At 65.4% G+C, this 23,571-nt stretch carries 25 protein-coding genes; 6 read left to right on the forward strand and 19 right to left on the reverse strand.

Annotated features, from left to right (window positions below):
- Positions 1 to 160: 160 nt before the first annotated feature.
- From NFG58_RS19840 to NFG58_RS19895, 12 genes are all read right to left on the reverse strand, one after another.
- A complete protein-coding gene (locus tag NFG58_RS19840) occupies positions 161 to 889 on the reverse strand; it encodes an amino acid ABC transporter ATP-binding protein (protein WP_045993549.1) in 729 nt (242 codons plus the stop codon).
- A 77-nt stretch (positions 890 to 966) separates the two neighbouring features.
- Entirely contained in the window at positions 967 to 2,043 is a 1,077-nt protein-coding gene (locus NFG58_RS19845; RefSeq protein WP_045993550.1) for an amino acid ABC transporter permease, read from the reverse strand.
- A 159-nt stretch (positions 2,044 to 2,202) separates the two neighbouring features.
- Positions 2,203 to 3,378, reverse strand: coding sequence for an amino acid ABC transporter permease (locus tag NFG58_RS19850; RefSeq protein WP_124805219.1), 1,176 nt, complete (start codon positions 3,376 to 3,378; stop codon positions 2,203 to 2,205).
- A 155-nt stretch (positions 3,379 to 3,533) separates the two neighbouring features.
- Complete coding sequence (locus tag NFG58_RS19855; protein ID WP_045993511.1) at positions 3,534 to 4,571, reverse strand: amino acid ABC transporter substrate-binding protein; 1,038 nt, start codon at positions 4,569 to 4,571, stop codon at positions 3,534 to 3,536.
- 281 nt (positions 4,572 to 4,852) lie between these two features.
- Complete coding sequence (locus NFG58_RS19860) at positions 4,853 to 6,472, reverse strand: cytochrome D1 domain-containing protein (protein WP_348827208.1); 1,620 nt, start codon at positions 6,470 to 6,472, stop codon at positions 4,853 to 4,855.
- Complete coding sequence (gene cobA / locus NFG58_RS19865; RefSeq protein ID WP_108132132.1) at positions 6,469 to 7,272, reverse strand: uroporphyrinogen-III C-methyltransferase; 804 nt, start codon at positions 7,270 to 7,272, stop codon at positions 6,469 to 6,471. Before cobA ends, NFG58_RS19860 begins: the two co-directional genes overlap by 4 nt.
- A 13-nt stretch (positions 7,273 to 7,285) precedes the next feature.
- Entirely contained in the window at positions 7,286 to 8,464 is a 1,179-nt protein-coding gene (nirJ, locus tag NFG58_RS19870) for a heme d1 biosynthesis radical SAM protein NirJ (RefSeq protein ID WP_348827209.1), read from the reverse strand.
- Positions 8,452 to 9,000 carry an AsnC family transcriptional regulator gene (locus NFG58_RS19875; RefSeq protein WP_222568726.1) on the reverse strand — a complete coding sequence of 183 codons (549 nt, stop codon included), beginning with the start codon at positions 8,998 to 9,000 and terminating at the stop codon, positions 8,452 to 8,454. The genes nirJ and NFG58_RS19875 overlap by 13 nt, the downstream gene beginning before the upstream one ends.
- Positions 8,975 to 9,511 carry an Lrp/AsnC family transcriptional regulator gene (locus tag NFG58_RS19880; RefSeq protein ID WP_348827210.1) on the reverse strand — a complete coding sequence of 179 codons (537 nt, stop codon included), beginning with the start codon at positions 9,509 to 9,511 and terminating at the stop codon, positions 8,975 to 8,977. The genes NFG58_RS19875 and NFG58_RS19880 overlap by 26 nt, the downstream gene beginning before the upstream one ends.
- Before the next feature lie 16 nt (positions 9,512 to 9,527).
- Complete coding sequence (locus NFG58_RS19885; RefSeq protein ID WP_348827211.1) at positions 9,528 to 10,064, reverse strand: AsnC family protein; 537 nt, start codon at positions 10,062 to 10,064, stop codon at positions 9,528 to 9,530.
- Positions 10,061 to 10,552, reverse strand: coding sequence for an Lrp/AsnC family transcriptional regulator (locus tag NFG58_RS19890; protein ID WP_045993516.1), 492 nt, complete (start codon positions 10,550 to 10,552; stop codon positions 10,061 to 10,063). Before NFG58_RS19890 ends, NFG58_RS19885 begins: the two co-directional genes overlap by 4 nt.
- 62 nt (positions 10,553 to 10,614) lie before the next feature.
- Positions 10,615 to 12,339 carry a nitrite reductase gene (locus NFG58_RS19895; RefSeq protein WP_083970485.1) on the reverse strand — a complete coding sequence of 575 codons (1,725 nt, stop codon included), beginning with the start codon at positions 12,337 to 12,339 and terminating at the stop codon, positions 10,615 to 10,617.
- Between the two features lie 663 nt (positions 12,340 to 13,002).
- On the opposite strand from NFG58_RS19895, the gene NFG58_RS19900 reads away from it, so the two are divergent.
- The 6 genes from NFG58_RS19900 to NFG58_RS19925 all read left to right on the forward strand — a co-directional run bounded on the left by NFG58_RS19900 (position 13,003) and on the right by NFG58_RS19925 (position 16,623).
- A complete protein-coding gene (locus tag NFG58_RS19900; protein WP_348827212.1) occupies positions 13,003 to 13,377 on the forward strand; it encodes a cytochrome c in 375 nt (124 codons plus the stop codon).
- Entirely contained in the window at positions 13,374 to 14,699 is a 1,326-nt protein-coding gene (locus NFG58_RS19905; protein ID WP_348827213.1) for a cytochrome D1 domain-containing protein, read from the forward strand. The genes NFG58_RS19900 and NFG58_RS19905 overlap by 4 nt, the downstream gene beginning before the upstream one ends.
- Before the next feature lie 16 nt (positions 14,700 to 14,715).
- The gene (locus tag NFG58_RS19910; RefSeq protein ID WP_348827214.1) at positions 14,716 to 15,186 is read left to right on the forward strand and encodes a hypothetical protein; all 471 of its coding nucleotides are present in this window, start codon (positions 14,716 to 14,718) and stop codon (positions 15,184 to 15,186) included.
- A gap of 113 nt (positions 15,187 to 15,299) precedes the next feature.
- A complete protein-coding gene (locus NFG58_RS19915; protein WP_348827215.1) occupies positions 15,300 to 15,866 on the forward strand; it encodes a cytochrome c oxidase subunit 3 in 567 nt (188 codons plus the stop codon).
- A gap of 5 nt (positions 15,867 to 15,871) precedes the next feature.
- On the forward strand, positions 15,872 to 16,279 hold the full coding sequence (locus NFG58_RS19920; protein ID WP_348827216.1) for a hypothetical protein: 408 nt from the start codon (positions 15,872 to 15,874) through the stop codon (positions 16,277 to 16,279).
- Positions 16,276 to 16,623: a hypothetical protein gene (locus tag NFG58_RS19925; RefSeq protein WP_108132124.1), complete on the forward strand. Its 348-nt coding sequence runs from the start codon at positions 16,276 to 16,278 to the stop codon at positions 16,621 to 16,623. The genes NFG58_RS19920 and NFG58_RS19925 overlap by 4 nt, the downstream gene beginning before the upstream one ends.
- 55 nt (positions 16,624 to 16,678) lie before the next feature.
- Here the strand turns inward: NFG58_RS19925 and NFG58_RS19930 are convergent, their stop codons facing one another.
- From NFG58_RS19930 to NFG58_RS19960, 7 genes are all read right to left on the reverse strand, one after another.
- Positions 16,679 to 16,864, reverse strand: coding sequence for a hypothetical protein (locus tag NFG58_RS19930; protein ID WP_348827217.1), 186 nt, complete (start codon positions 16,862 to 16,864; stop codon positions 16,679 to 16,681).
- Positions 16,865 to 16,869: 5 nt separating this feature from the next.
- On the reverse strand, positions 16,870 to 18,852 hold the full coding sequence (locus tag NFG58_RS19935) for a VWA domain-containing protein (RefSeq protein ID WP_348827218.1): 1,983 nt from the start codon (positions 18,850 to 18,852) through the stop codon (positions 16,870 to 16,872).
- Positions 18,853 to 18,860: 8 nt separating this feature from the next.
- The gene (locus tag NFG58_RS19940) at positions 18,861 to 19,688 is read right to left on the reverse strand and encodes a CbbQ/NirQ/NorQ/GpvN family protein (RefSeq protein WP_348827219.1); all 828 of its coding nucleotides are present in this window, start codon (positions 19,686 to 19,688) and stop codon (positions 18,861 to 18,863) included.
- Between the two features lie 52 nt (positions 19,689 to 19,740).
- Positions 19,741 to 21,081 (reverse strand): cbb3-type cytochrome c oxidase subunit I, encoded by a 1,341-nt coding sequence (locus NFG58_RS19945; RefSeq protein WP_108132122.1) that lies wholly within the window; start codon positions 21,079 to 21,081, stop codon positions 19,741 to 19,743.
- Positions 21,082 to 21,163: 82 nt separating this feature from the next.
- Positions 21,164 to 21,616, reverse strand: coding sequence for a cytochrome c (locus NFG58_RS19950; protein WP_045993522.1), 453 nt, complete (start codon positions 21,614 to 21,616; stop codon positions 21,164 to 21,166).
- A gap of 286 nt (positions 21,617 to 21,902) precedes the next feature.
- Positions 21,903 to 22,292 (reverse strand): SirB2 family protein, encoded by a 390-nt coding sequence (locus tag NFG58_RS19955; protein WP_222568716.1) that lies wholly within the window; start codon positions 22,290 to 22,292, stop codon positions 21,903 to 21,905.
- Positions 22,293 to 22,298: 6 nt separating this feature from the next.
- The gene (locus tag NFG58_RS19960; RefSeq protein WP_348827220.1) at positions 22,299 to 23,483 is read right to left on the reverse strand and encodes an NnrS family protein; all 1,185 of its coding nucleotides are present in this window, start codon (positions 23,481 to 23,483) and stop codon (positions 22,299 to 22,301) included.
- Positions 23,484 to 23,571: the final 88 nt, after the last annotated feature.

A 23,571-nucleotide genomic window follows, 5' to 3' on the forward strand; every position in this document is an offset into this window, starting at 1 on the left:
ATCGCTCTCGACACTCCGCGCCTTTATCGGCGCAGTCTTTCTCGCAGCGACGCCATGGGAGCCACCCCGCGCTACCAGTCCTCCAGCTTATGTGCCCCGCTGCTGTCGCCCCCGTCCGCCTTGCCGCGCTCTGCGCGAGCAAGCGCGCGGCCAGGGCGCCTCAGTGCCCCAGGATCTGACTCAGGAACAGCTGGGTACGCTCCGAGCGCGGGTTGTTGAAGAACTCCTGGGGCGGCGCCTGCTCGATGATCTGGCCCTGATCCATGAAGATCACCCGGTCGGCCACGGTCTTGGCGAAGCCCATCTCGTGGGTCACGCAGAGCATGGTCATGCCTTCCCGGGCCAGCTCGATCATCACGTCCAGCACCTCCTTGATCATCTCCGGGTCCAGCGCCGAGGTGGGCTCGTCGAACAGCATCACCTCCGGGCGCAGACACAGCGCGCGCGCGATGGCCACGCGCTGCTGCTGGCCGCCGGACAGCTGGCCCGGGTACTTGTGGGCCTGGTCGGCGATCTGCACCCGCTCGAGAAACTCCATGGCGGTGGCCTCGGCCTCGCGCCGGGGTTTCTTCTGTACCCAGGTCTGGGCGATGCAGCAGTTGTCGAGCACCGACAGGTGAGGGAACAGATTGAAGTGCTGGAACACCATGCCGACGTGCCGGCGGATCTGTTCGATGCGCTTGACGTCCTGGGTCATGTGCACCCCGCCCACGGTGATGCGGCCCTGCTGGTGTTCCTCCAGGTGATTGATGCAGCGGATCAGGGTGGATTTGCCGGACCCCGAGGGCCCGCACACCACGATGCGCTCCCCTGGCTGCACGGTCAGGTCGATGTCGCGCAGCACGTGGAAGTCCCCGTACCACTTGTTGAGGCCGTCGATCTCGATCATCGGCGTGTTCGAATCCGCCGTGGTCGCCGCTTGAGCAGACATGGCTGCCTCCCGATCAAATTTGTTGTTGTGGGCCGTCAATGGCCGGTATGTAGACGCCGTTCGATATATTGGCTGTAACGTGACATGCCGAAGCAGAAGATCCAGAACATCAGCGCGGCGAACACGTAGCCCTCGGTGGCGAAGCCCAGCCAGTTGGTGTCGGTGAGCCCGGCACGGATGATCGCCAGCAGGTCAAACAGGCCGATGATCAGCACCAGCGAGGTGTCCTTGAACAGCGCGATGAAGGTGTTGACGATGCCCGGGATCACCAGCTTGAGCGCCTGGGGCAGGATGATCAGGCCCATCCGCCGCCAGTAGCCCAGGCCCAGCGCCTTGGCGGCCTCTTCCTGGCCTCTGGGTATCGCCTGCAGGCCACCGCGCACCACCTCGGCCATATAGGCGCTCCAGAAGAACATGATGCCGATCAGTGCGCGCAGCAGCTTGTCGAACTCAACCTCGCTGGGCACGAACAGCGGCAGCATCACCGAGGCCATGAACAGCACCGTGATCAAGGGCACGCCGCGCCAGAACTCGATGAACACTACCGACAGGCTGCGCACCAGTGGCATCTGCGAGCGCCGGCCCAGCGCCAGGATCACCCCCAGCGGCAGCGAGCCGACGATACCGACGATGGCCACGGTCAGGGTCAGCATCAGCCCGCCCCACTCACGGGTGGGCACCGCCGGCAGGCCGAAGTGGCCTCCCAGCAGCAACAGCCAGGCGATCACCGGAAAGCCGACCAGGGCGAAGATCACCACCCAGCGCTTGGCCGGCAGTCGGGGAATCATCAGCCAGGCGATGGTGGCCACCAGCAGCGCCAGGGTGATATCGACGCGGTAGCGCTCGGTCTCGGGGTAGAAGCCGTAGACGATGGTCTCGAAGCGGGCGCTGATGAACACCCAGCAGGCGCCCTCGCCGGTGCAGGCTTCGCGGGTGGTGCCGATCCAGTCGGCGTCGATCAGCGCCCACTGCACCAGCGGGGACAGCGCCCATACCAGCACCGCCAGGGTGATCAGCGAGACCACCGAATTGAGCGGGGTCGAGAACAGCCGACTGCGCAGCCAGCCGGTGACACCATGGCGCGCCACCGGCGCCGGCCGGGCGGCGATCATGGAATGCTCGGTGGACGCGGCAGCCGGCGCCACCTCGGGCTCACTCGGGGGGTGCACCGGGGACTGGGAAGGAGGTGTGGGACGCTCGGTCATGGCAGCAGTCCTCCAACGAAGACAGGCAAGCGGCTCATGGCAGAGCGCATGGTTGGCGTATTCATCTCAGCGCTCCTTGAGCAGGGTCCGGGCGTTGTAGACGTTCATCAACGCCGACACCACCAGACTGATGGTCAGATAGACCGCCATGGTCATGGCGATGATCTCTATCGCCTGGCCGGTCTGGTTGAGGCTGGTACCGGCGAACACCGCCACCAGGTCGGGATAGCCGATGGCGGTCGCTAGCGACGAGTTCTTGATCAGGTTCAGGTACTGACTGGTGAGCTGCGGCACGATCACTCGCATCGCCTGGGGGATGACCACCTTGCGCAAAGTGATGTTGCCCGGCAGGCCGATCGCCCGGGACGCCTCGATCTGTCCCTTGGGCACCGACTGGATCCCTGAACGCACGATCTCGGCGATAAAGGAGGCGGTGTAGATCGACAGCGCCAGCCACAGTGCCATCAGCTCCGGGATCACGGTGATACCGCCGGAGAAGTTGAAGCCCTTGAGCGACGGCACGTCCCAGGCAAGCGGGCTGCCGCTGGCCACGAACACCAGCAGCGGCAGGCCGATGATCAGGGCGCTACCGAGCCAGTACACCGGCAGCGCCTTGCCGGTACGCTGCTGAAGCCGTCTGGCGTAGATACCAAGGGCCACCACCGCCAGGATCGCTGCCACCAGCGCCAGCTGGGTCAAGCCGAAGCCTGGCTCGGGCACCGGCGCCGGCACGATCAGCCCGCGCACGTTGAGAAAGAACGCCTCGAGCAGCGACATGCTCTGGCGCGGACTGGGCAGGGCCTGGAGCACGGCGAAGTACCAGAACAGGATCTGCACCAGCAGCGGAATATTGCGAAAGGTCTCGACGAAGGCCGCCGCCAGGCGAGCCAGCAGCCAGTTGGGCGACAGCCGGGCGATACCCACGGCGAAGCCGATCAGGGTGGCGGCCAGAATGCCGAGCCCGGACACCAGCAGGGTATTGAGCAGCCCCACCACGAAGGTGCGGGCGTAGCTGCTGTCGCCGGAGTAGTCGATCAGGGTCTGGGGGATCGAGAACCCGGCGCGCTCACCGAGGAAGTCGAAACCGGTGGTGATGCCCCTGGCCTCGAGATTGGTCAGGGCATTGCCGATCATCATCGCGATCAGCGCGGCGAGGCCTGCCAGCAGCAGCGCCTGGATGATCAGCGCACGAAAGGCAGGACGCCGCCATAGCGGCGTCCGTTCGATAGGGGGCGTGGACATGGGCGAGCCTCTTGCTGGACGACGCTTGCCTCCGGCCCGTCTCGCGGCCGTGGGTATTCACCCGCGAACGGCGAGGGGGCCGGCGCGCGACGTCGTCGCTCTATCCGTCATGGGTCGGACGACCCCGGCCATGGCCGGGGTCGCAGCGGACAGTATCAGCGGATCGGCGGGGCGTAGAGGATGCCGCCTTCGTTCCACAGGGCGTTCATGCCACGGCTGATGCCCAGCGGTGAGTTTTCGCCCACGGTATCGGCGAACACCTCACCGTAGTTGCCCACCTGGGAGACGATGTTGTAGGCCCAGTCGTTGGTCAGACCGAGCTGCTCGCCGTAGGTGCCGTCGACACCCAAAAGGCGCGCCACCTGGGGATTGGGCGGATCATTCTTCATCTGCTCGGCGTTGTCGCTGGTGATGCCCAGTTCCTCGGCATTGACCATGGCGAAGACCGTCCACTTGACGATGTCGAACCACTGGTCGTCACCCTGGGCAACCACCGGGCCCAGCGGCTCCTTGGAGATCAGCTCGGTGAGGATCTCGACGCTGTCCGGTTCCGGCAGCTGCAGGCGCAGGGCGCTGAGCTGGGAGGTGTCCGAGGTGAGCACGTCACAGCGCCCGCTGGCGAAGCCCGAGGCGGTCTGGTCCGGGGTATCGAAGGTCACGGTGTTGATGTCGATGCCCTTGGCCGGGAAGTAGTCCGCCAGGTTGAGCTCGTGGGTGGTGCCGGACTGGATGCAGATGGAGGCGCCGTTCAGGTCCTCGAGGCTCTCGATGCCGAGATCCTTGGCCACCATGAAGCCCTGACCATCGTAGAAGGTGGTCGTCGTGAAATTGAGGCCCAGGGAGTTGTCCCGGGTGGCGGTCCAGGTGGTGTTGCGCGAGAGCACGTCGATCTCACCGGACTGCAGCGCGGTAAAGCGCTCCTTGGCGGTCAGCGGGGTGAACACCACCTTGTCGGCGTCACCGAAGATCGCCGCCGAGATGGCGCGACAGGTTTCCACATCGAGTCCCTGCCAGTTGCCGTTCTCGTCCGGCGAGGAGAAACCGGACAGGCCGACGTTGACACCGCATTGGAGTTCGCCGCGGGAGGTGACTTCGTCCAGGGTGGCGGCCGAAGCACTGCTCGTCACGCCCAGCGCCGCTGTGGATAGCGCGGCGAGGGAGAGGGTCAGCAACGTCTTGTTATTGTGTCGCATGGATTCAACTCCAGTAATGGATGAGCGTTGTACGCCCATTCACTATCCGAGCCTCGGCCGGCGCGGTCAATGCTGGTGTCGACGTTTGTTTTAAACGATGGATTGAAGTTCGATGGCAGCCCCCATCGAAAAGAGGCCCGGGAGGAGCGTACCCGCTGGCACGCCCCCTCCGGGCAAGACGCACTGATCTCCACCACAAGCACGCCTTGTATCAGGACAGCGCCACGCCCTTGGGCGTTGTCCGTAAAGACGCCGAGCGCAGGCACTTTTCACATAGGCCTCTAGTGCGAGGTGCCTTCTTCATAGTGGGTCTTGTTCCACACGTTGTACTTGCCTGACGGCTTGTCCATCGGTACCCGGGTGATCTCCTCGAGGCTATCGGCGTCGTAGGCGATCACCGCGCCGTCGCGCTCCCACAGGCTCAGCAGCAGGGTCTCGCCGTCACGGTCGAACTCCACGTGGGCAGACGTCTTGCCCGGCTCCGGGATCAGGGTGCGCACGATCTCGAGGCTGTCCTTGTCGATCACGTGGACACGATCACGGTTGGGCCCGAAGAACACGTCGGTCCAGGCGTAGCGGGAGTTTTCGTGGCTGCGCATGAAGAAGCCCGGGCCGTCGGTATGCAGCGTCTTGATCAGCGAATAGTCGTCCATGTCGATGATCGAGACTTCGGGCTTGGCCAGGTGGGGAATCGCCATCACCCGACGTCCGCCGGTCTCCCAGGTGATGCCGGAACCCAGATGGGGCATGCCCGACAACGGCAGGTCGGCCAGTTTGTCGCCGCTGTCCAGGTCGATGACCATGGCCCCATCGCCACCGCGGGAGGCGCCGATGACGCGGCGGTACTCGGGGTCGAAGAAGAAGTCGTCGAGGTAGTCCGGCACCGGCAGACGCCGGACCTCGAAGCTCTCGCCCCTGGCCTCCAGAGCCTTGCGCGCGGGATCCAGCGGCTCGTCCATATGCCCCGTGGCCACCACCGCTTCAGGCGTCACCGGCCAGGGGATCTCCCACAGCTCCTTGACGTCCTTGAGCGCGGCGATAAAGCTCGAGCGCGGCGGCGCGGCGTAGACGGCGCTGACCCGGGAGCCGTTGCCTTCGGCGTCGGCGGCGGGATAGACCCGCATGGGATCGAGCCGGTGGGCGTCGAACAGCACCAGGTTGCCCGGCAGGGTGTTGGCGGCCATCACGTAGCGGCCATCGGCGGACACCGCGATATTGCGCATATTGATGCCGGCGCGGACCTCGGCCACCACGGCGAAGTGATAGAGATCGAACTTGGTGATCCAACCGTCGCGGGAGCCAAAATAGACGTAGCGGCCATCCGGGCTGTACTTGGGCCCGCCGTGCAGGGCAAAGCGAGTGGGGAAGCGCGCCAGGCGCTCGAAGGTGTCGCCGTCGAGCACGCTGGCGTGGTGATCGCCGGTCTCTACCACCACGAACAGATTCTGCGGATCGGCGTCGAACTCGGGCGTGTCGCCAAGAGGGTCTTCACCAGCGACCGGAGGATGCGACACCACCTGGCTTGCGCGGATATCGTCGAGCGTCCAGTCGGGGGTCACCGGCGGGTCACTCAGCACCCAGTCACTCAGCGCATCGACCTGGGCCTCGGCAAGCGTGTCGGTGAAGCCGGGCATCTGGGTCGCGGGGCGGCCATCGGCAATCACCCGACGAACCTCTTCGGGCTTGATACGCCCGAGGTTCTGGGGCAGCAGCGCCGGCCCCATGGCGCCCAGACGATCGGCGCCGTGGCAGCTGGCGCAGTGATCCTGGTAGAGCTGCGGCGCTGCCGAATTTGCCGCTATCGCCTCCTCCTGAGCCCCAGCCAGCTCTGGTATCAAGGCTGGCATCAGGACTGGCATCAGCCCGATCAGGGCCGCGCCCAGCAGTCTTGCCGTGTTCATGCCACCGCCTCCGCCACCGCGTCCATATCGAGTCGCCCGGCCAGGGACACCACCTCGCCCACCACGATCAGCGTCGGCGGCTTGAGCCCCTCGGCCTGGATGGTCTCCGGCAACTGGCCCAGCCGGGTGATCACCCGGCGCTGTTCCCGGGTGGTGCCGCGTTCGATCAGCGCCACCGGCTGGTCGGCGGGCAGGCCGTTGGCGAGCAGTTCGCGGCGAATCAGCTCGGCGTTGGTCAGCCCCATGTAGAACACCAGGGTGTGACGGCGACTGGCCAGCGAGCGCCAGTCGAGATCGAGGCTGCCGTCGGCGCGGGCGTGGCCGGTGACGAAGGTCACCCCTTGGGCGTGGTCGCGATGGGTCAGCGGAAAGCCGGCGTAGGCGCTGCAGCCCTGGGCCGAGGTGATTCCCGGCACCACGCGAAAGGGCACCTGGTTGTCCACCAGCATCTCGGCCTCTTCGCCGCCGCGCCCGAAGATGAAGGGGTCGCCGCCTTTGAGGCGCACCACCCGCTTGCCGGTCACCGCCAGGCGTACCAGCAACTGGTTGGTTTCCTCCTGGGTCAGGGCGTGGCAGCGCGCCGCCTTGCCCACGTAGAAGCGCTGGGCCGCCTTGGGCGCCAGCGCGAGCACCTCCGGTGACACCAGGCGATCATAGACCAGGCAGTCCGCCTGGCTGAGCAGGTACAGCGCGCGCAGGGTCAGAAGGCCGGGGTCACCGGGGCCGGCGCCGACGATGGCCACTTCGCCGGAGGCGAGCGGCGCTTCGCCGAGCTGGTCGTAGAGGGCTTGCAAGGACATGGTGATCTCCCGTTCAACCGGTCGTCAGAATCATCTTGGGCGAGACGGCATCGGTCAGGCCGATCTCGTCATCGTCGAGGTAGCAGCCCGGGTCCTCGGCCCAGGGATCGCCCAGGGTCTTGAAGGCGCGCACCCGGGTATTGCCGTTGCAGATCGGCAGGTAGCGACAGGCGCCGCAGCGTCCCTTGAGCGGCCGCGGACGACTGCGAAACCCTCGCATCAGGTCGTCGTCGGCCTCGCACCAGATCTCCGAGAAGGGCCGCTCACGCACATTGCCGAGGTGGTGGTCCCACCAGAAGGAGTCCGGGTGGACATTGCCCAGGTTGTCGATATTGGCGATGTACTCGCCGCTGGCGTTGCCGCCCCAGGCGAGCAGACGCGCCTCGAGATCGGCGACCCGCTCGGGGAAGTGGCGCCTGGCCCAGTGCAGCAGGAAGGGGCCGTCGGCGTCGTTGTTGCCGGTGACGTACTCGCGCCGGATACCCGCCTCGAGTTCGGCGCGACAGCGGTCGAACAGTCGGGTCATGGCGTCGCGGGTCATTTCGTGCCAGGCGTCGTGCTTACGGTGACGATGACCGCGTCCGCCATAGTTGAGGTGTGACAGGTAGAACTTGTCGACGTCGTGCTCGGCGGTCAGCGCCAGGATGTCGTCGAACTGGGCGTAGTTGTCCCGGGTCAGGGTGAACCGCAGCCCTACCTTGATGCCCCGCTCCTTGCACAGCCGGACTGCGGCCATGGACTCGCGAAAGGCGCCACGACGCTGGCGGATCTGGTCATGGGTCTCCTCGAGGCCGTCGATGCTGATGCCGACGTAGTCGTAACCGGCATCGGCGATGGCTTCGATCTTGTCCTCGGTGATCAGGGTGCCGTTGGTGGAAAGCCCGGTGTACAGCCCGAGTTCCTTGGCCCGGTGCGACAGTTCGAAGATGTCGGGGCGCATCAGCGGCTCGCCACCGGACAAGATCAGCGCCGGCACCCGGAAGGCCTTGAGGTCCTCGAGCACCTTCATCGCCTCCTCGGTGGACAGCTCACCGGCAAAGTCGACGTCGGCCGACACCGTGTAGCAGTGCCGACAGGTCAGGTTGCAGCGGCGAATCAGATTCCAGATCACCACCGGGCCTGGCGGGGTGCGGGCAGGCGCCAGTGGCGTCGGCTCGAGCAGGCTGTCGATGTAGCGGGTCACTCGGAACATGGCGAGGCTCCCTTGGCGGTGGCGAGCCGTAGCCCGGTCTTCTTGAGGATGCGGCTGCTGTAGAGAATACGGTGGTCGCGGCAGGCGTCGCCCAGCCATTCACGCAGCCGCTCGGCCTGGGCCTCGACTTCGTCACGGTGGTGGCCGTGCAGCATCACGAACAGGTTGTAGGGCCAGTCCGGCAAGCGGCGGGGCCGCCGGTAGCAGTGACTGACGCCCGGCCAGTCGGCCAGCTGCCGGCCGAGTTCATCGATGCGCTGATCATCGACGTCCCACACGGTCATGCCGTTGGCCAGGTAGCCCAGGCGATAGTGGTTGGGTACCGCGGCGACGCGGCGCACGACGCCGGTCAGGCGCAGGCGCTGAAAGCGTGCCAGCACCTCCTCGCCGCTCATGCCGATGGCCGCGCCCACCGCCGCCCAGGGGTCGGCCACCAGCGGCAGCCCCGCCTGGGTGGCCTCGATCAGGGCGCGGTCGCCGTCGTCCAGCACAGAGACATCGTTGCGGTCCCTAGACGGGCAGGTGGAGATGGACATGGAACTCCTCCTCCTTGGGCAGGTTGATAACCTCGAGCCCGGTGACCTCGGTGATGGCCTCGATCACCGAGGCGACGCGGCCGGGGCGATCACAGGCGATGACGAACCACATGTTGTAGTGGTGCTCGCGGCGATAGTTGTGGGCCACCTCGGGGAAGGCGTTGACGACCTCGGCGACGCGCTCGAAGTCGGCTTCCGGCACCGCCAGGGCGGCCAGCGTCAGGGCACCGCCGAGACGCTCGGCCTGGAACATCGGGCCAAAGCGACTGAGGATCCCTCGATCAAGCAGCGACGACAGGGTGTCGAGCAACTCGCGCACCCCGAGCCCCAGCTCCAAGGCCAGGTCGCCGTAGGGGTCCGGGGTCAAGGGCACACCCAACTGCAGGCGGTTGATGATCCGACGCTCTACCTCAGACAGCGCAGCCACCGCGTCATGGCGAGCGGTGGCAGCGTCGTGTGGATGGCGGTCGGGGTCGCCGGGGAAACCCCGGGACGGTGTTTCTGAGCTCATGGCTCCTCCGGGGGTGTCATGGTTCCTCGGGCGTGTAGCGTCCGCCGCGCTGGCGATAGGCCTGGCGGCTGAACAGCACCTGGTGGTCGACGTCTTCGAGGCCATGGCGCTGGATCAGCGCACGGATCTGGGCCTCGACACGCACTCGCCGGACGCCGTGGATCATGCAGAACAGGTTGTAGGGCCAGCCGAGGCGACGCACCCGCTGGTAGCACAGGGTGACCTCGGGCTCAGCGGCCAGACGCCGGCCTACCTCGTCGACGCGATCATCGGGCAGGTTCCACACCACCATGGCGTTGGCGGCGAGGCCCAGGCGGCGATGGCGGACCACCAGGCCGAAGCGTTTGATGAAACCGCTGTGCTGCCAGTGCCCGATCCAGGTGCGGACCTCCTCGACGCTCAGGCCGGTCTGCTCGGCCAGCACCTTGAACGGCTCAGGCACCAGCGGCAGCCCTTCTTCGAGACAGGCCCTGAGTCTGATCAGGCGGCGATCCTGAGCCTGCAGCGGGCCTGCCGGACGGCGCTCAGCGGTGGACGTGACGGCCTCGATCATGCTTCCTCCAGCTCCGCCCAGGGCAGGGCGAAGGCCAGGTCGATGTGATAGCTCTGGACCATGGGCAGGCGCAGCAACGGGGTGGCCAGTTCGGCCTCCAGCCGCGTCAGGCGCAGTTCCAGGCTGGTGCTGTCCGGCGCCGTCACCACGAACCACAGGTTGTAGCGGTGCTCGCGCCAGTAGTTGTGGTTGACCCCGGGGCAGGCGTTGATGATCTGTGCCACCGCCTCCCGGCGATGGTCCGGCACGGCCACCGCCACCAGCTCGCTGGCGCCGGCCTGGCGGTGATCGAACACCGCGCCGACACGGCCCACCACGCCCAGGTCACACAGACGCTGCAGGCGCTCGATCAACGCCTGCTCATCCAGTCCGAGCTCTTCGGCCATGGCCGCAAAGGGACGCTCGACCAACGGCAGCGATCGCTGATAGCGATCGATCAGTCGCCGGTCGATGCGGTCCAGGTCGTCGACCACCTTGTCGGTTGCCATGGCCATCTCCCGAAAAGCGAAAAATTGGGGCGGGCCGCCCGTGCGAGCGGCCCGCGAGGACGTCAGTAGACGTCGTGCTGGGTGTTGTAGACGTTGAACTTGCCGGTCGGCGTGACCAGTCGCTCGTCCTTGATCACCGCTTCCAGCTGCAGCGTCTCGTCGTCGACCACCACCAGCGCGGAAGACTGATCGGCGGTGTTCCACACCGAGAACCAGACCTCGTCGCCGGCACGGTTGTACTCCGGCTGCACCACCCGCTTGGGTCCTTCGCCAAGATCCGCCCAGTCGGCGATCGGCAGCACCTGGAAGCCCTCTTCCAGGTCGTTGACGTCATACACGGCAACGCTCTGGCTGATGGCCTCGTCGGGATTCAGCGCGGTGTCCACGTAGAGGTGCTCGGACTCGGGGTGGGTCTTGATGAACAGCGAGCCGCCACCCTGACCTTCCAGGGTGCGCACCACCGTCCAGGCCTGGTCCGGATGACCTTCCGGGTCGGTACCGATCAGCGAGATGGTGTTGTCGCCCAGATGGCTGGTGGCCCACACCGGCCCGAACTCGGGGTCGACGAAGTTGGCGCCACGCCCCGGGTGCGGGGTCTTGCCCACGTCGATGATCGCCTCGAGCTCACGCTCCTTGGCATCGATGACGACGATCTGGTTGGACTGGTTGGCGGCAGTCATGAAGTAGCGACCGCTGCTGTCCCAGCCACCGTCGTGCAGGAAGCGGGAGGTGTCGATCTCGACGCTGGACAGGGCGTCCAGGTTCTCGTAGTTGACCAGACGGACCTTGCCGGTTTCCTTGACGTTGACGATGAACTCCGGGTGCTGATGGGACGCCACGATGGCCGCCACACGGGGCTCCGGATGGTACTCCTGGGTGCCCACCGTCATGCCGCGGGTGCTGACGATCTTCTTCGGCTCCAGGGTCTCGCCGTCCATGATCACGAACTGCGGCGGCCAGTAGGTGCCGGCGACCGCGTAGGTGTCCTCGTAGCCCTCGAACTTGGAGGTCTCCACCGAACGCGCCTCGAGACCCACCTTGATCTCGGCCACGGTGGTCGGCTCTTCCATCCACAGGTCGATCATGTCGACCTTGGCGTCGCGACCGATGACGAACAGGTAGCGCCCGGAAGCTGACATCCGCGAGATGTGCACCGCGTAACCGGTATCGATGACCTTGACGATCTCCTTGCTGTCGCCGTCGATCAGGGCGATCTGGCCGGCGTCACGCAGGGTCACCGAGAACAGGTTCTCCAGGTTCAGGTCGTTCATCTGCTCGGTGGGGCGATCTTCCGGCGCCACGAACACGGTCCAGCTGTCCTTCATGTCGGCAAGGCCGAACTCCGGGGGTACCGGTGGCTCATGCATGACGTAGTTCGCCATCATCTCGATCTCGTCATCGGTCAGCTGGCCGGAGGTACCCCAGTTGGGCATGCCCGCCGGTGAGCCGTAGGTGATGAAGGTCTTGAGATAGTCCATGCCGCGTTCACGGGTGATGTCGGTGGTCAGCGGCTTGCCGGTGGCCCCCTTGCGCAGCACGCCATGACAGCCGGCACAGCGTTCGAAATAGATCTCCTTGGCGTGATCGAACTCTTCCCGCGTCATCGCAGGGGCGCCCTCTTCATCGGGCATCATCACCGCCGCCGGGTCGACGCCGGACGGATTGCTCTGGTAGGCCGCCTCTTCCGGAGACAGGTTCTTCTCGGCGCCATGGGCGCTTCCCAGGCCTGCAATCACGATGGCTATCGCTGCGGCAAGGGGCTTGAGAGTCGTGACGCTTCTGGTCATCTTTTCACCTCGAGTCATGATCCACGTGTCTTTCATCCTGTCGCCAATGTCGTGCCACAAGATGAAAATGTCGCCAGGTTTTCCGCTTTCTCTTGAGCGAGTTATTTCCCTTGGTACGGCAATCCCTTCCCTGGATAAGCGACACATTTTCCTTCCAGATGAAGGCCGCGAAGACGCCCGCTCTCTTCGCGTTTGCCCTGCCTACCATGGAAGCGCGCATTCCCGACGATTTCACTGGGTCTCTTGCCGACTCTTGACCCCTATCAACAATCACTCCTCCGCGCACCAGCAGAAATTTTTCCCCTTTAATTTCTTAAGCTTAATGACCAAATAAGACTTTCGGAGCTACCTCGAAAGGAGCATTTCAGTACTTTTTGATCAAGACGTTGACGCGCATCATCCAATGGCTCCAGCCGCTATCGACAGCAGGACGAAACTCGACTACTGCTTGCCACTTCAAGACACACCAATACCTTCGGGATAAAACGACGACCCATATCAATAAATATTTTCGATGAATCAAGGAAACTGTCGGGTCCTACAGGGACCTTCGCCGGGGGACACTTGTCGATGGCAACACCTATTTCCCAGCACCCTTTCAGGTGCCATGCGTGCTCAGTGCTTGCGCCACGATGGCGTGCCGCCCTCGCCTGCCTTCTGCTGATGGGAGCATGGGCTGCCGATACATCGGCGACGCCCGCGCCCAGCGCCTCGGCGACACACAAGACCAGCGCCTCGTCGACACACAAGACCAGCGCTGCGACAGATACCAACGGCGCAGCAGTGGACCCGGAGGCGCTCGGCAACCTGCTCCTTCAGGACTGCGGTTCCTGTCACGGCATGACCCTCAAGGGGGGACTGGGCCCTGCTCTCACCCAGGAGCGTCTGGCGGTCTACGACGTCGACACTCTGACCACCATCATCCTCGAAGGCCTGCCCGGCACCGCCATGCCGCCCTGGCGCGATCTGCTGAGCGCCGAAGAGGCCCGCTGGATCGCCGAGACGCTCAAGCACACCGACGCTCAGGAGCTCCCATGAGGCACCGTTCTGCATTGCCCCATCCCCCCGCCGCCAAGGGTCTTCGGCGCTTTCACGCCCCGGGCTTCGTGCTTGGCCTGGCACTGGCCTGCGGCCTGATCGCCTGGGGCCAGAGCCCGCACGGCTCAGCCGCCGTTGCCCACAGCACCGACGCCGGCACGCCGGAGGCCAGCTGTGCCAACCTCGCCACCGGCGGACTCGGGGTCGTGGTCGAACGCGCCGATGGACGCCTGGCCCTGGTCGACCGCCGCCAGCATCGCGTGATCACTCGTGTCGAGGGACTGGGCGATCTGTCCCACGCTTCGGTGAAGTTCTCCAGCGACGAGCGCTTCGCCTACGTGTTCGGCCGCGACGGCGGTCTGACCAAGGTGGATCTGGTGTGCGCCACCATCGACAAGAGAGTGCTGCAGTCCGGCAACAGCATCGGCGGGGCCATCTCCCAGGACGGCCGCATCATTGCGGTGGCCAACTACGAGCCGGGCGGCGTGAAGCTGTTCGACGCCGACAGCCTTGAGCTGTTGGCCGAGGTACCGGCGCGCTACACCCAAGATGACGGCAGTCAGGCGCTGTCCAAGGTGGTCGGTCTGGTCGACGCCCCAGGCAACCGCTTCGTCTACAGCCTGTGGGACGCCAACGAGATCCAGGTGCTCGACGCCTCGTCGCTCATCGCGGACGAACAGGGCTCGAATGAGCTTCCTCCTATCACCCGCTTTTCCGATATCGGCGAGAAGCCCTACGACGCCCTGATCGATCCCATCGGGCGCTTCTACGTGGCCGGCCTGTTCGGCGAGGACCACCTGGCGCGCCTGGATCTGTGGCACCCGGAGAAAGGCGTCGAGCCGGTCCTGTCCGGCTATCGCCAGGGCGACGATAAGCTGCCGGTGTACAAGATGCCCCACCTGGAGGGCTGGACCATCGCCAACGACCACGCCTGGTGGCCGGCGGTGGGTCGCCACGAGGTGCTGATGGCGAACCTCGACGACTGGCGCCTGGAGCGACGAATTGCGGTGCACGGGCAGCCGGTGTTCGTGATGAGCCGGCCGGACCAGCGCCAGCTGTGGGTCAACTTCGCCCACCCCGACAACAATGTGGTCCAGGTCATCGACAGTGAAAGCGGCGAGATCATCCGCACCCTGACCCCCGGCCAGGCGGTACTGCACATGGAGTTCAGCCCGCGCGGCGAGGAGGTCTGGATCTCGGCGCGGGACTCCGACCAGGTGGTGGTCTACGACACCGACACCTTCGAGCGCCTGGCGACCCTGGAGGCCGAGTCGCCCAGTGGCATCTTCTTCACCGATCGGGCCCATCGCATCGGCCTGTAGGCCGCGGGAGAACGCCATGCACCCTGCTTCGCTGGAAACTCGCCAGACGCAATCACAACAGACAACCGTCGTCACGACGCCTTCCGGGCAGCGCAAGGTGCTGCTGCTCTACGCCCTGATGCTGGGCAGCGTCATGGCGGTGGTGACCGCCCCGCTCAGTGCGCTTGTCGCTCATCTTTGGCTGGCCATCAGAAGACCCACCGATGCGGTACTGGTGAGCCACCTGCGCTTTCAGCTTGCGACCTTCTGGTACGGCGTGCTGGCCGGGGCGATCGGCCTTGGCCTGTGGGGGCTGATCGGACACATCGACCTGCCGGGGCTCACCGGCTGGGCCTACGGCTATCTGGGGTTCACCCTGGCGCTCATCTGGATGGTGGGACGCTGCGCCCTGGGCATCCGCCAGCTGTTGCACCACCTGCCCGTCCCGCGCCCCCTGTCCCCACTGCTGGGTGGCTGCCGCGTGCGCTTTACGGACGCCGACCGGTGAACCTCGATCACGGCGCCTCTGGCATGCCGGGTTCTGGCGTTCCAGGCTCTGACTTACCGGGCTCTGGCTTACCGGGGTCTGGCTTACCGGGGTCTGGCTTACCGGGCTCTGGCTTGCCCAATCCTGGCTGGGGGCCGCTGTCGGGCCTGCCGGGCAACCCGTTGATGTGGGTGCTGATCATCAGTGAGCTGCTGGTGTTTGCCGCCTTCTTTGGCGTCTTTGCCTGGCAGCGGGTACTCGACCCCGTGGGCTTTCTCGCCGGGCAACGCTATCTCGAGCCGCTGCTTGGCGGCCTCAATACCCTGGTGCTGCTGACCAGTGGCCTTGCCGCGGCGATGGCGGTCACCCAGTCCCAGTGTCCACCCCACGCCCTGCGCGAGCGCCGGATACGCCAGTGGCTGGCGCTGGCCGCGGTGCTGGGCATGGCCTTCTGTCTGATCAAGGCCGTCGAGTATCACCTCGAGTTCTTCACCGGCCCACTGCCGGACAGCGGCAACTTCTTCACCTTCTACATCGGCCTGACCGGCTTTCACGCCGCCCACGTCATCTTTGGCCTGTGCCTGCTGGGCGTCGCGATATGGCGCCCTCGAGCGGACACCGTGGAAACCGTCTGCGCCTTCTGGCACATGGTCGATCTGATCTGGGTACTGCTGTATCCCCTGCTCTATCTGGTGCGGTGACGACAATGCATGACACGGATACTCAGCGCAGACGCCTGTGGCGCACCTGGGCCCTGTTGATGGGCATGACCCTCATCGCCATGGCCAGCGGCGCACTGCATCGCGGCCCGCTGGCACTCTGGGCCCTGGCGCTGGTGCTCATCGCCAGCCTGGTCAAGGCGCAACAGATTCTCTCCATCTACCTCAACCTGCGTATTGCCCCTGCCTCCTGGCGAGGGGGACTCTTGGTACTGGTCGGGGCGATGGGGCTTGGGCTGGCGGCTGCTGGACTGCTGCCTCGCTGGATCGAGGCTCCTGGTGCGACCTCCGGTGCGACCACCATCCCGGTCTCGATCCACAGCACCACAACGAATAACACCACTGATCGACACACTGAACGACACAACGAACGACAGGCACAGGAGCCCAGATGAACAAGGCCGTGGAAATCGACATGACCTTCGAGGAAGACCCCGGCGAGACCATTCGCCTGGTGGCGGTGGTCAACGACCGAGGCGACCTGACCTCGACTCAGGTCTACGGCTTCGCCCGCGACCGCGCGGAAGAGGAACTGGTGACCTACCCCTTCGTGCTGGATCGAGCGGGCGATGATCACTACCAGATCCGCTGGGGCTACGGCGACTGCACCGAGAGTGCGCTGAACTTCTCATCCCCCGCCGTGGCCCTTGGCCAGCGCGTCTATCGCGTCGACACTTACCGCACCGGCAGCGCCCGTTTCTGCTACGAGATCACCGGCATCAACGACCTGGTGCGCTGAGCTGCTAGCGACTGACGGCCAACGGCGAGCAACCGACCACTCAGCCCCGCAGCGCTCAGCGTTCGAGCCGGCGCCATAGCCGCAGGGTGAGCCAGACCGCAAGGGGCACCAGCGCCATCAGCACGATGTCCCAGTCACGGTGATGGATCAGCCAGGCCAGCGGCGTGAACAGTATCAGCGCCGCAAGGCCGGCGGTGGCGAGCGCCAGCCGCTGGCGCCAGCGAGTCTGTGACGAAGACATGACGTTCATTGGGCCACCAGCTGTCGATAGATGCCCGGCAGCGCCAGGGCGAGATGCTCCGGACGCGGCACGATGGCGTAGCCCCCTCGACCGAAGATGCGGCCAAGATAGCGACTGGCCTCGCGATCGATGGTCACCCCGAATACCCGCACGTCTTCTCGTGCCGCCTCGCGCACCGCGTGGCGGGTGTCCTCGATGGCATAGCGCCCCTCGTAGTAGTCGGTGTCGTTGGGCTTGCCGTCGGTCAGCACCAGCAGCAGCCGATGTCGTCTGGGGTGTTGGCCCAGCTCCCTGGCCAGGTGGCGAATGGCCGGTCCCATGCGGGTGTAATGCCCCGGCGTCAGCGCCGAAATGCGTCGTTCCACCCGCTCGCCCACGGCCTCGTCGAAGGCCTTCAACTGCCTGACCCAGACCCGATGCCGACGCTGGGAGGTAAAGCTGTGGATGCTGACGTCGTCGCCGCAGCCGGTGATGCCGTGGCCCAGTACCATCAGCGCTTCCTGGGCCACGTCGAGCACGCGGCGACTTTCCAGCCAGGCATCGGTGGACAGCGACACGTCGATCAGGATGGACACCGCCAGATCACGCCCCTGGGGCCTGGCGTCGACGAACAGGCGGTCGCTGGCCTGACCACCGGCGGCCAGGTCGCAGCGACTGCGGACCAGGGCGTCCAGGTCCAGCTCGTCACCGTCCGCCTGGCCCCGCAGCCACTCTCGCCGAGGCCGCAGGGCCTCGAACTGGCGGCGTACCCGGCGAGTGGCCGCCTCGTCGCCCTGCCAGGGCTCGCCCTCCTCAATGGCAGGTTCGGCGATCACCCGGCAGTGGGCCGGCAACAGCCGGCTCTTGCGGTAGTTCCATTCAGGATAGAGGTGCTCGACGCTGGAACCAGCGGCCAGCGACTCGCCACAGGCGGCGTCGGGCGCCAGGTCCAGCGACATCTTCAGCCGTGAGGCGGCCCGTCGCCGGTTGCGGCTCAAGGTGATCTCGTCGATCTGGTCGGCCGCCTCACGCGCGGCGTCTTCCTCCTCGTCATCCAGGTGGCGGTTGACGTTGACCATCTCCGCCCAGGACAGCATTTTTTCCGAGGCATTGAGCATCAGCGGGTCGTCTCGCTCGGCCTGATCCTGATAGCGGCGCTCGGCCTTGCGCCGGGCACCTTCCACCTCGGCGGCCTGAGGCGGAGCGGGTTCTTCGTCTTCGTCCTCGTCATCCTCATCGGTCGACCTCGAGACGCACTCAAGCGTCGACGCCTCGCCCCACAGCGGCACCGGCAGAAAGGGCCGATACCCCCGTGGCGCGCGCACCGACGGGCGCCCTTGGCCATCCGCCGCCTGCAGCCAGGACCACCACTGGCGCGCGTCGCCTTCGGGACTGTCTTGCGCCTGGGCCTCGCTATCGAAGGATCGGTCGTCGCCCAGCAGGCGCCGGACCAGTGTCTCGACCGCAGCTTCTTGCGGAGGCAGGCCGCGGCGCCGAGGACGCACGGAGAGCAGCGCCTGGCACAGCCGGGCATGGCGCCGGACGAAGCCGGGATAGCGCGCAAGCGTCACCTCGGTTGAGCGCCGGGCCTCGGCCAGGCGCACCAGATCCTGTTCGAGCGGATCGTCGCAGCGCGCCACCGGACGGCGCTCGGCCAGCGACATGGCCAGCCAGCGATATAGATCGCGATTGAGCTCAACCTCAGGCAGCAGCGCCAGTCGCTGCGGCAGCAGCAGGTGCTCGTCGTCACGCCGCGAGACCTCCAGCGCCTCCTCGTCGAAGCCCAGGCGCTGACGCAGTGACAGGCGATGGCGCGAGGCGCGCTTGCCGATCGCATCCAGGGTGACGCCGGGGTCTCCGCCGCTGGCGCGAAACAGCACCCCCAGCGAGCGCGACACCTCCTCGAGGGTCACCGCCGCCTCGGGATATTCAGGATAACTGGCGGCACGTGACGCCCAGCGGTGCCAGTGACGCCCGACGAACTCCTCGACCTCGAGAAACTCCAGCATGGTGGTGGCTATCCGAAGGTGGCGGTAACGACGTCCTCGATGCCCTTGAGCACGTCGGGATCGTCACTGAGAGGCTCGAGCAGGGCCGCCCGGGCGGCGTCGAGCACCGGCATGCCGGCCTGGATCAGGCTGGCGCAGTAGATCAGCAGGCGAGTGGACACCCCCTCTTCCAGGTCCTGGCCCTTCATCGCCCGCAGGCGTGCCGCCAGGTTGACCAGGGCCTCGCAGCGCCCACGCGAAAGGCCGCTTTCATGGGCGACGATGTCGACCTCTGTGTCGGCATCGGGGAAGTCCAGCGAGATCGCCACGAAGCGCTGGCGGGTGCTCGGTTTCAAGGTCTTGAGAATGTGCTGATAGCCAGGGTTGTAGGACACCACCAGTATGAAGTCGTCCGGCGCTTCGAGTCGCTCGCCGGTACGTTCCAGCGGCAGCAGACGGCGATCGTCGGTCAGCGGGTGCAGCACCACGGTCACGTCCTTGCGCGCCTCCACCACTTCGTCGAGGTAGCAGATGCCGCCTTCGCGCACGGCCCGGGTCAGGGGGCCGTCGGACCAGGCGGTATCACCGCCCTTCAACAGATAGCGTCCGGTCAGATCGGAGGCGGTCAGGTCGTCGTGGCAGGCCACGGTGTGCAACGGCAGCCCGAGACGTGCCGCCATATGGCGCACGAAACGGGTCTTGCCGCAGCCCGTCGGCCCCTTCAGCAGCAGCGGCAGACGCTGGCGGTAGGCGTGCTCGAACAGCGCGACCTCCTGGCCGGTCGGCTGGTAGAAGGGGATGTCGTCACGCACAGGGTCCTGGTGCAAGGCGCACCGAGACAGGGTTGCTTGGGTCATGAACAGTGTCCTCGAGACCATCGAGGCCGCCTGACGGCGGCCTCGATCGGGTTCAGCTGGCGGACATCGCCGGCTGGCCAGAGGCCGACCGACGGGCCGGACCGAACAGCGCGTAGAGCAACAACACCGCGCCCACCGTCACCGCGATGCCGGTGCCCAGACGCATGGTGTAGAACAGGCCGAGCTGGTCCTGCACCTCCATGTAGTTCATCCCCAGCACCCGCTGCAGATGGGTCTGCACCGCACCGGCAAAGGTCAGGGTGAAGGTCATGAAGCACATGGCCGAGGTCAGGATCCAGAAGCCCCACATGTTGAGCACCTGGTTGAACGGCTGGCTCCGACGCAGCTGCGGCATGGCGTAGGTGATCACGCCGAGGATCAGCATCACGTAGGCACCGTAGAACGCCAGGTGGCCATGGGCGGCGGTGACCTGGGTGCCGTGGGAGTAGTAGTTGATGAACGACAGGGTGTGCATGAAGCCCCACACGCCGGCGCCGAAGAAGGCGACCGTCGGGCAGCCCATGGTCCACAGCATCGCGGCCTTGTTGGGGTGGTTGCGCGACCCCTTCCAGAACATCACGAAGGCGAACACCACCATGGCGAAGAACGGAATCACCTCAAGGGTAGAGAAGATGCTGCCTATGGCCTGCCAGTAGCCCGGCGTACCGATCCAGTAGTAGTGGTGGCCGGTGCCCAGCAGCCCGGAGAACAGCGACAGGCCGACGATGACGTAGAGCCACTTCTCGATCACTTCGCGGTCGACGCCGGACATCTTGATCAGCAGATAGCCGAGCAGCGACGCCATGATCAGCTCCCACACGCCCTCCACCCAGAGGTGAACGACCCACCACCAGTAGACCTTGTCCACCGCCAGGTTGCCGGGGTTGTAGAAGGCGAACAGCCAGAATACCGCCGCCAGCCACAGGCCCAGCATCAGCACCAGGTTGATGGTGGTCTTGCGGCCCTTGAGCAGGGTCATGCTGGTGTTGTAGAGGAAGATCAAGAAGGACACCGTGATCAGCACCTTGACGAAGAAGGGCTGCTCGAGGAATTCACGTCCCTCGTGGATGCCAAGCTGATAGCACACCAGGGCGGCGACCCCGGCTACCACAAAGATGCCCAGCTGCAGGTAGGCCAGCATCGGGCTATGAATCTCCCGTTCGGCCTCTTCCGGCATCAGGTAGTAGGTGCAGCCCATGAAGCCGATCAATAGCCACACGATCAGCAGATTGGTATGGCTGACGCGGATAATGTTGAACGGCATCAACTGGGCCAGGAAGTCTGGAAAGACGTAGACCAGCGCAGCCATGATGCCAAACACCAGCTGAAGGGCAAAAAGCCCCATCGCCACCAGGAAGAAGGCGTAGGCCACCTTCTGTGTTTCATATTTCATTTTTCATGTTCCTCCACGGTTTCCCCTCACGCGACGCGTACGCCATTGCGATCTTGTCGATATGTCACGCGAACCCACCGACCTATCCCGATACGTGGGGCGGCCAGTTCTGATCATCGATAGCGTCGGTCCACTCGAGGAAATCGATCAGCGAGGTCATTTCCTCGTCGCTCAGATCGAACTGCGGCATCTTGCGCCGCCCTGGTACGGCCAGCGGCTGAGCGCGCATCCAGGCCGCCAGTCCCGCCCTTGCCGCCTCGGGGTTTTCGCGCCCGTGATAGCGGGTCCAGACATTGGACAGTTCAGGCGCAAAATAGGCCCCCTCGCCCATGATGCTGTGACAGTTGATACACATGTTCTTTTCCCACACATGCTTGCCTTCGCGTACCGAATCGGTCAGCGGAAGCGCGCTGGTGGACTCCGTCACGATGTACCAGTGACTGTGAGCAGTCAGCGCTACAAAGATCAGGAAAAAGAACAGTGAGCCCCCGTAGAAGATGTTGCGTGCTGCGGATTTTGTCAGACCCTCGGCCATGACCACGTCTCCTCATTGTTTGGCCCATGGTGCCGGAGAGTCAGACCTCCCTGGCCCCGTTGACCATTGTATTGAGGAGCGCTCTTCTATACCTGAGTTAAACACTCGGAATATGACATGCATCACCAAAATTCTTGATTGATTCGCCCCATCAACCACTTAAACAGTTGCCAGGACTATCGGCGATAAACGATGAAATTGACGAGACAAGATGACGACAATATCGCCGCCGACAGGAGAAAAAACCAACGCCATTGAGGTAAATCAATGCATTGCAATAAAGAGGCTATACCAGCCAGGACAGGACGCTGTGTCGGTGCGCGGCGCCAAGCATATAGACGAAGATCAGCAGCGCCAGACAGGCCGACAGCGCCCGCGTTCGAACGCTGGCAGCTCGTCGAAGCGCCAGACTACCGAAGCCGACATAGGCCAGCAGGGCGGTCAGCTTGGCCGCCAGCCATGGCGTCTGGTGAGGCCACTGGGTGGTGAGCACCATCAGCGACAGCCCCGCTGCCAGCAGCAGGGTATCGAGCAGATGGGGCAGCACACGCACCCAGGAGCGTTCGAGCCAGGGCGACTCGGTCACCGACCACAGCGCGCGCAGGGCGAAGAGGGCACCGCTGACAAGCGCCAGCGACACATGCAGGGACTTGAGGGTGAGGTAGAGCGGTAACATCTGAGCCTAGCCGTCCTGACCGTCGACACGCGGACTGCCGAGAATCGGCACGTAGTGGGCCAGAAAGATGGCGTAGCCGAGACACCACAGGAGGATGCTCAGGCTGTAGACCCAGTGGGTGATCGAGGGCCACAGCGCCAGCACCAGCGAGCGCGACAGTCCCGCCGCCACCAGCAGGCCCAGAGCCACGCCGATGCCCGGCAGACAGCGCATGGGGCGGCCGGTATGGCCCAGCGACACCCGCGACATCATCGACAGCATCATGGTGCCCATGGCACCCACGGTGATGGCGTGGACACCCAGCTCTGCCCGGCCGACGCCCCACAGCCCCAGGGCCCACAGCAAAAGCCCCAGCGGCACGAAGGCGTAGCTCAGGTGAAGGCTCCACAGCAGGGGTTCACGTCCGGTGGCGCGGCCCTGCCAGCGTATCAGGCGCAGCGGGTGGGCCAGCGCCGCCACCAGCAGCGCCAGCGCCAGTACGCTGTCGGGCAGATCGGTCCCCAGGGTGCGTGCAAGCTGCAGCACCACCGCCAGCGCCAGGCTGCCGAGCGCCAGCCCCTCGAGCCAGGGCAGCGCCGGGCGGCGTTTCAGGCCCAACCGGTTGGCGGTGAACATCGGGATCACCCGACCGCCCAGCACCCCCATGATCAGCGTCACCAGCAGCACCGCCAGGTAGGACGACTGGCGCACCAGCTCAGGGTCCCCCTGGAGCACGCCCAGATGGCTGCCCAGGTTGGCACCGGCGAGGATCGCCAGCACCGGCACGAAGATCAGGTTGCGCCAGCGCTTCGCCCGGATCACCATCACCGCCATCACGGCGCAGACGATCAGCAGAAAGCCGACGTCCAGGGCCATCACCAGCGCCTGTGGCAAGACAGGAAAGGCCAGCCCCAGCCTGGCCGCCAGCCACAGTGCGACGAGCCCCAGCAGCGGGGCGCCATGCAGCCCCCTGAGGCCGGTCCAGGTCTGCACCGCGGTCAGCAAGAACCCCGAAACCACCGCCCCCACCACACCGAACAGCATCTCGTGCTGGTGCCACCACAGCATGCCCGCCCGGGGCGACAGCACGAAGATGCCGTGCCAGAAAGCGAGCCACACCAGCAGGGCCACCACGCTGAAGGCCGCCGCCAGCAGGAAGAAGGGACGAAAGGCGAGGCGCGCAAGAGGCAGACGAGCGGCGACGGATGACATGGCGAGTACCTGAGTAATTCACTTGGTCTTGTGAAGTCTGGCCCGCTTTGGACAACATCACCATGATGCACATCAAAGGCACTGCCGA

Source organism: Halomonas sp. RT37 (assembly GCF_040070525.1).
GTDB lineage: Bacteria > Pseudomonadota > Gammaproteobacteria > Pseudomonadales > Halomonadaceae > Halomonas > Halomonas litopenaei.

Coding starts and splice junctions, on each gene's coding strand:
- NFG58_RS19950 (WP_045993522.1), bottom strand. CDS start 21,616: ATGGCCGAGGGTCTGACAAAATCCGCAGCACGCAACATCTTCTACGGG.
- NFG58_RS19930 (WP_348827217.1), bottom strand. CDS start 16,864: ATGTCTTCGTCACAGACTCGCTGGCGCCAGCGGCTGGCGCTCGCCACC.
- NFG58_RS19940 (WP_348827219.1), bottom strand. CDS start 19,688: ATGACCCAAGCAACCCTGTCTCGGTGCGCCTTGCACCAGGACCCTGTG.
- NFG58_RS19920 (WP_348827216.1), top strand. CDS start 15,872: ATGCATGACACGGATACTCAGCGCAGACGCCTGTGGCGCACCTGGGCC.
- NFG58_RS19890 (WP_045993516.1), bottom strand. CDS start 10,552: ATGGCAACCGACAAGGTGGTCGACGACCTGGACCGCATCGACCGGCGA.
- NFG58_RS19925 (WP_108132124.1), top strand. CDS start 16,276: ATGAACAAGGCCGTGGAAATCGACATGACCTTCGAGGAAGACCCCGGC.
- NFG58_RS19895 (WP_083970485.1), bottom strand. CDS start 12,339: ATGACCAGAAGCGTCACGACTCTCAAGCCCCTTGCCGCAGCGATAGCC.
- NFG58_RS19885 (WP_348827211.1), bottom strand. CDS start 10,064: ATGATCGAGGCCGTCACGTCCACCGCTGAGCGCCGTCCGGCAGGCCCG.
- cobA (WP_108132132.1), bottom strand. CDS start 7,272: ATGTCCTTGCAAGCCCTCTACGACCAGCTCGGCGAAGCGCCGCTCGCC.
- NFG58_RS19900 (WP_348827212.1), top strand. CDS start 13,003: ATGGGAGCATGGGCTGCCGATACATCGGCGACGCCCGCGCCCAGCGCC.
- NFG58_RS19960 (WP_348827220.1), bottom strand. CDS start 23,483: ATGTCATCCGTCGCCGCTCGTCTGCCTCTTGCGCGCCTCGCCTTTCGT.
- nirJ (WP_348827209.1), bottom strand. CDS start 8,464: ATGTTCCGAGTGACCCGCTACATCGACAGCCTGCTCGAGCCGACGCCA.
- NFG58_RS19935 (WP_348827218.1), bottom strand. CDS start 18,852: ATGCTGGAGTTTCTCGAGGTCGAGGAGTTCGTCGGGCGTCACTGGCAC.
- NFG58_RS19955 (WP_222568716.1), bottom strand. CDS start 22,292: ATGTTACCGCTCTACCTCACCCTCAAGTCCCTGCATGTGTCGCTGGCG.
- NFG58_RS19845 (WP_045993550.1), bottom strand. CDS start 2,043: ATGATCGCCGCCCGGCCGGCGCCGGTGGCGCGCCATGGTGTCACCGGC.
- NFG58_RS19860 (WP_348827208.1), bottom strand. CDS start 6,472: ATGAACACGGCAAGACTGCTGGGCGCGGCCCTGATCGGGCTGATGCCA.
- NFG58_RS19855 (WP_045993511.1), bottom strand. CDS start 4,571: ATGCGACACAATAACAAGACGTTGCTGACCCTCTCCCTCGCCGCGCTA.
- NFG58_RS19840 (WP_045993549.1), bottom strand. CDS start 889: ATGATCGAGATCGACGGCCTCAACAAGTGGTACGGGGACTTCCACGTG.
- NFG58_RS19875 (WP_222568726.1), bottom strand. CDS start 9,000: ATGTCCATCTCCACCTGCCCGTCTAGGGACCGCAACGATGTCTCTGTG.
- NFG58_RS19850 (WP_124805219.1), bottom strand. CDS start 3,378: ATGTCCACGCCCCCTATCGAACGGACGCCGCTATGGCGGCGTCCTGCC.
- NFG58_RS19880 (WP_348827210.1), bottom strand. CDS start 9,511: ATGAGCTCAGAAACACCGTCCCGGGGTTTCCCCGGCGACCCCGACCGC.
- NFG58_RS19945 (WP_108132122.1), bottom strand. CDS start 21,081: ATGAAATATGAAACACAGAAGGTGGCCTACGCCTTCTTCCTGGTGGCG.
- NFG58_RS19905 (WP_348827213.1), top strand. CDS start 13,374: ATGAGGCACCGTTCTGCATTGCCCCATCCCCCCGCCGCCAAGGGTCTT.
- NFG58_RS19910 (WP_348827214.1), top strand. CDS start 14,716: ATGCACCCTGCTTCGCTGGAAACTCGCCAGACGCAATCACAACAGACA.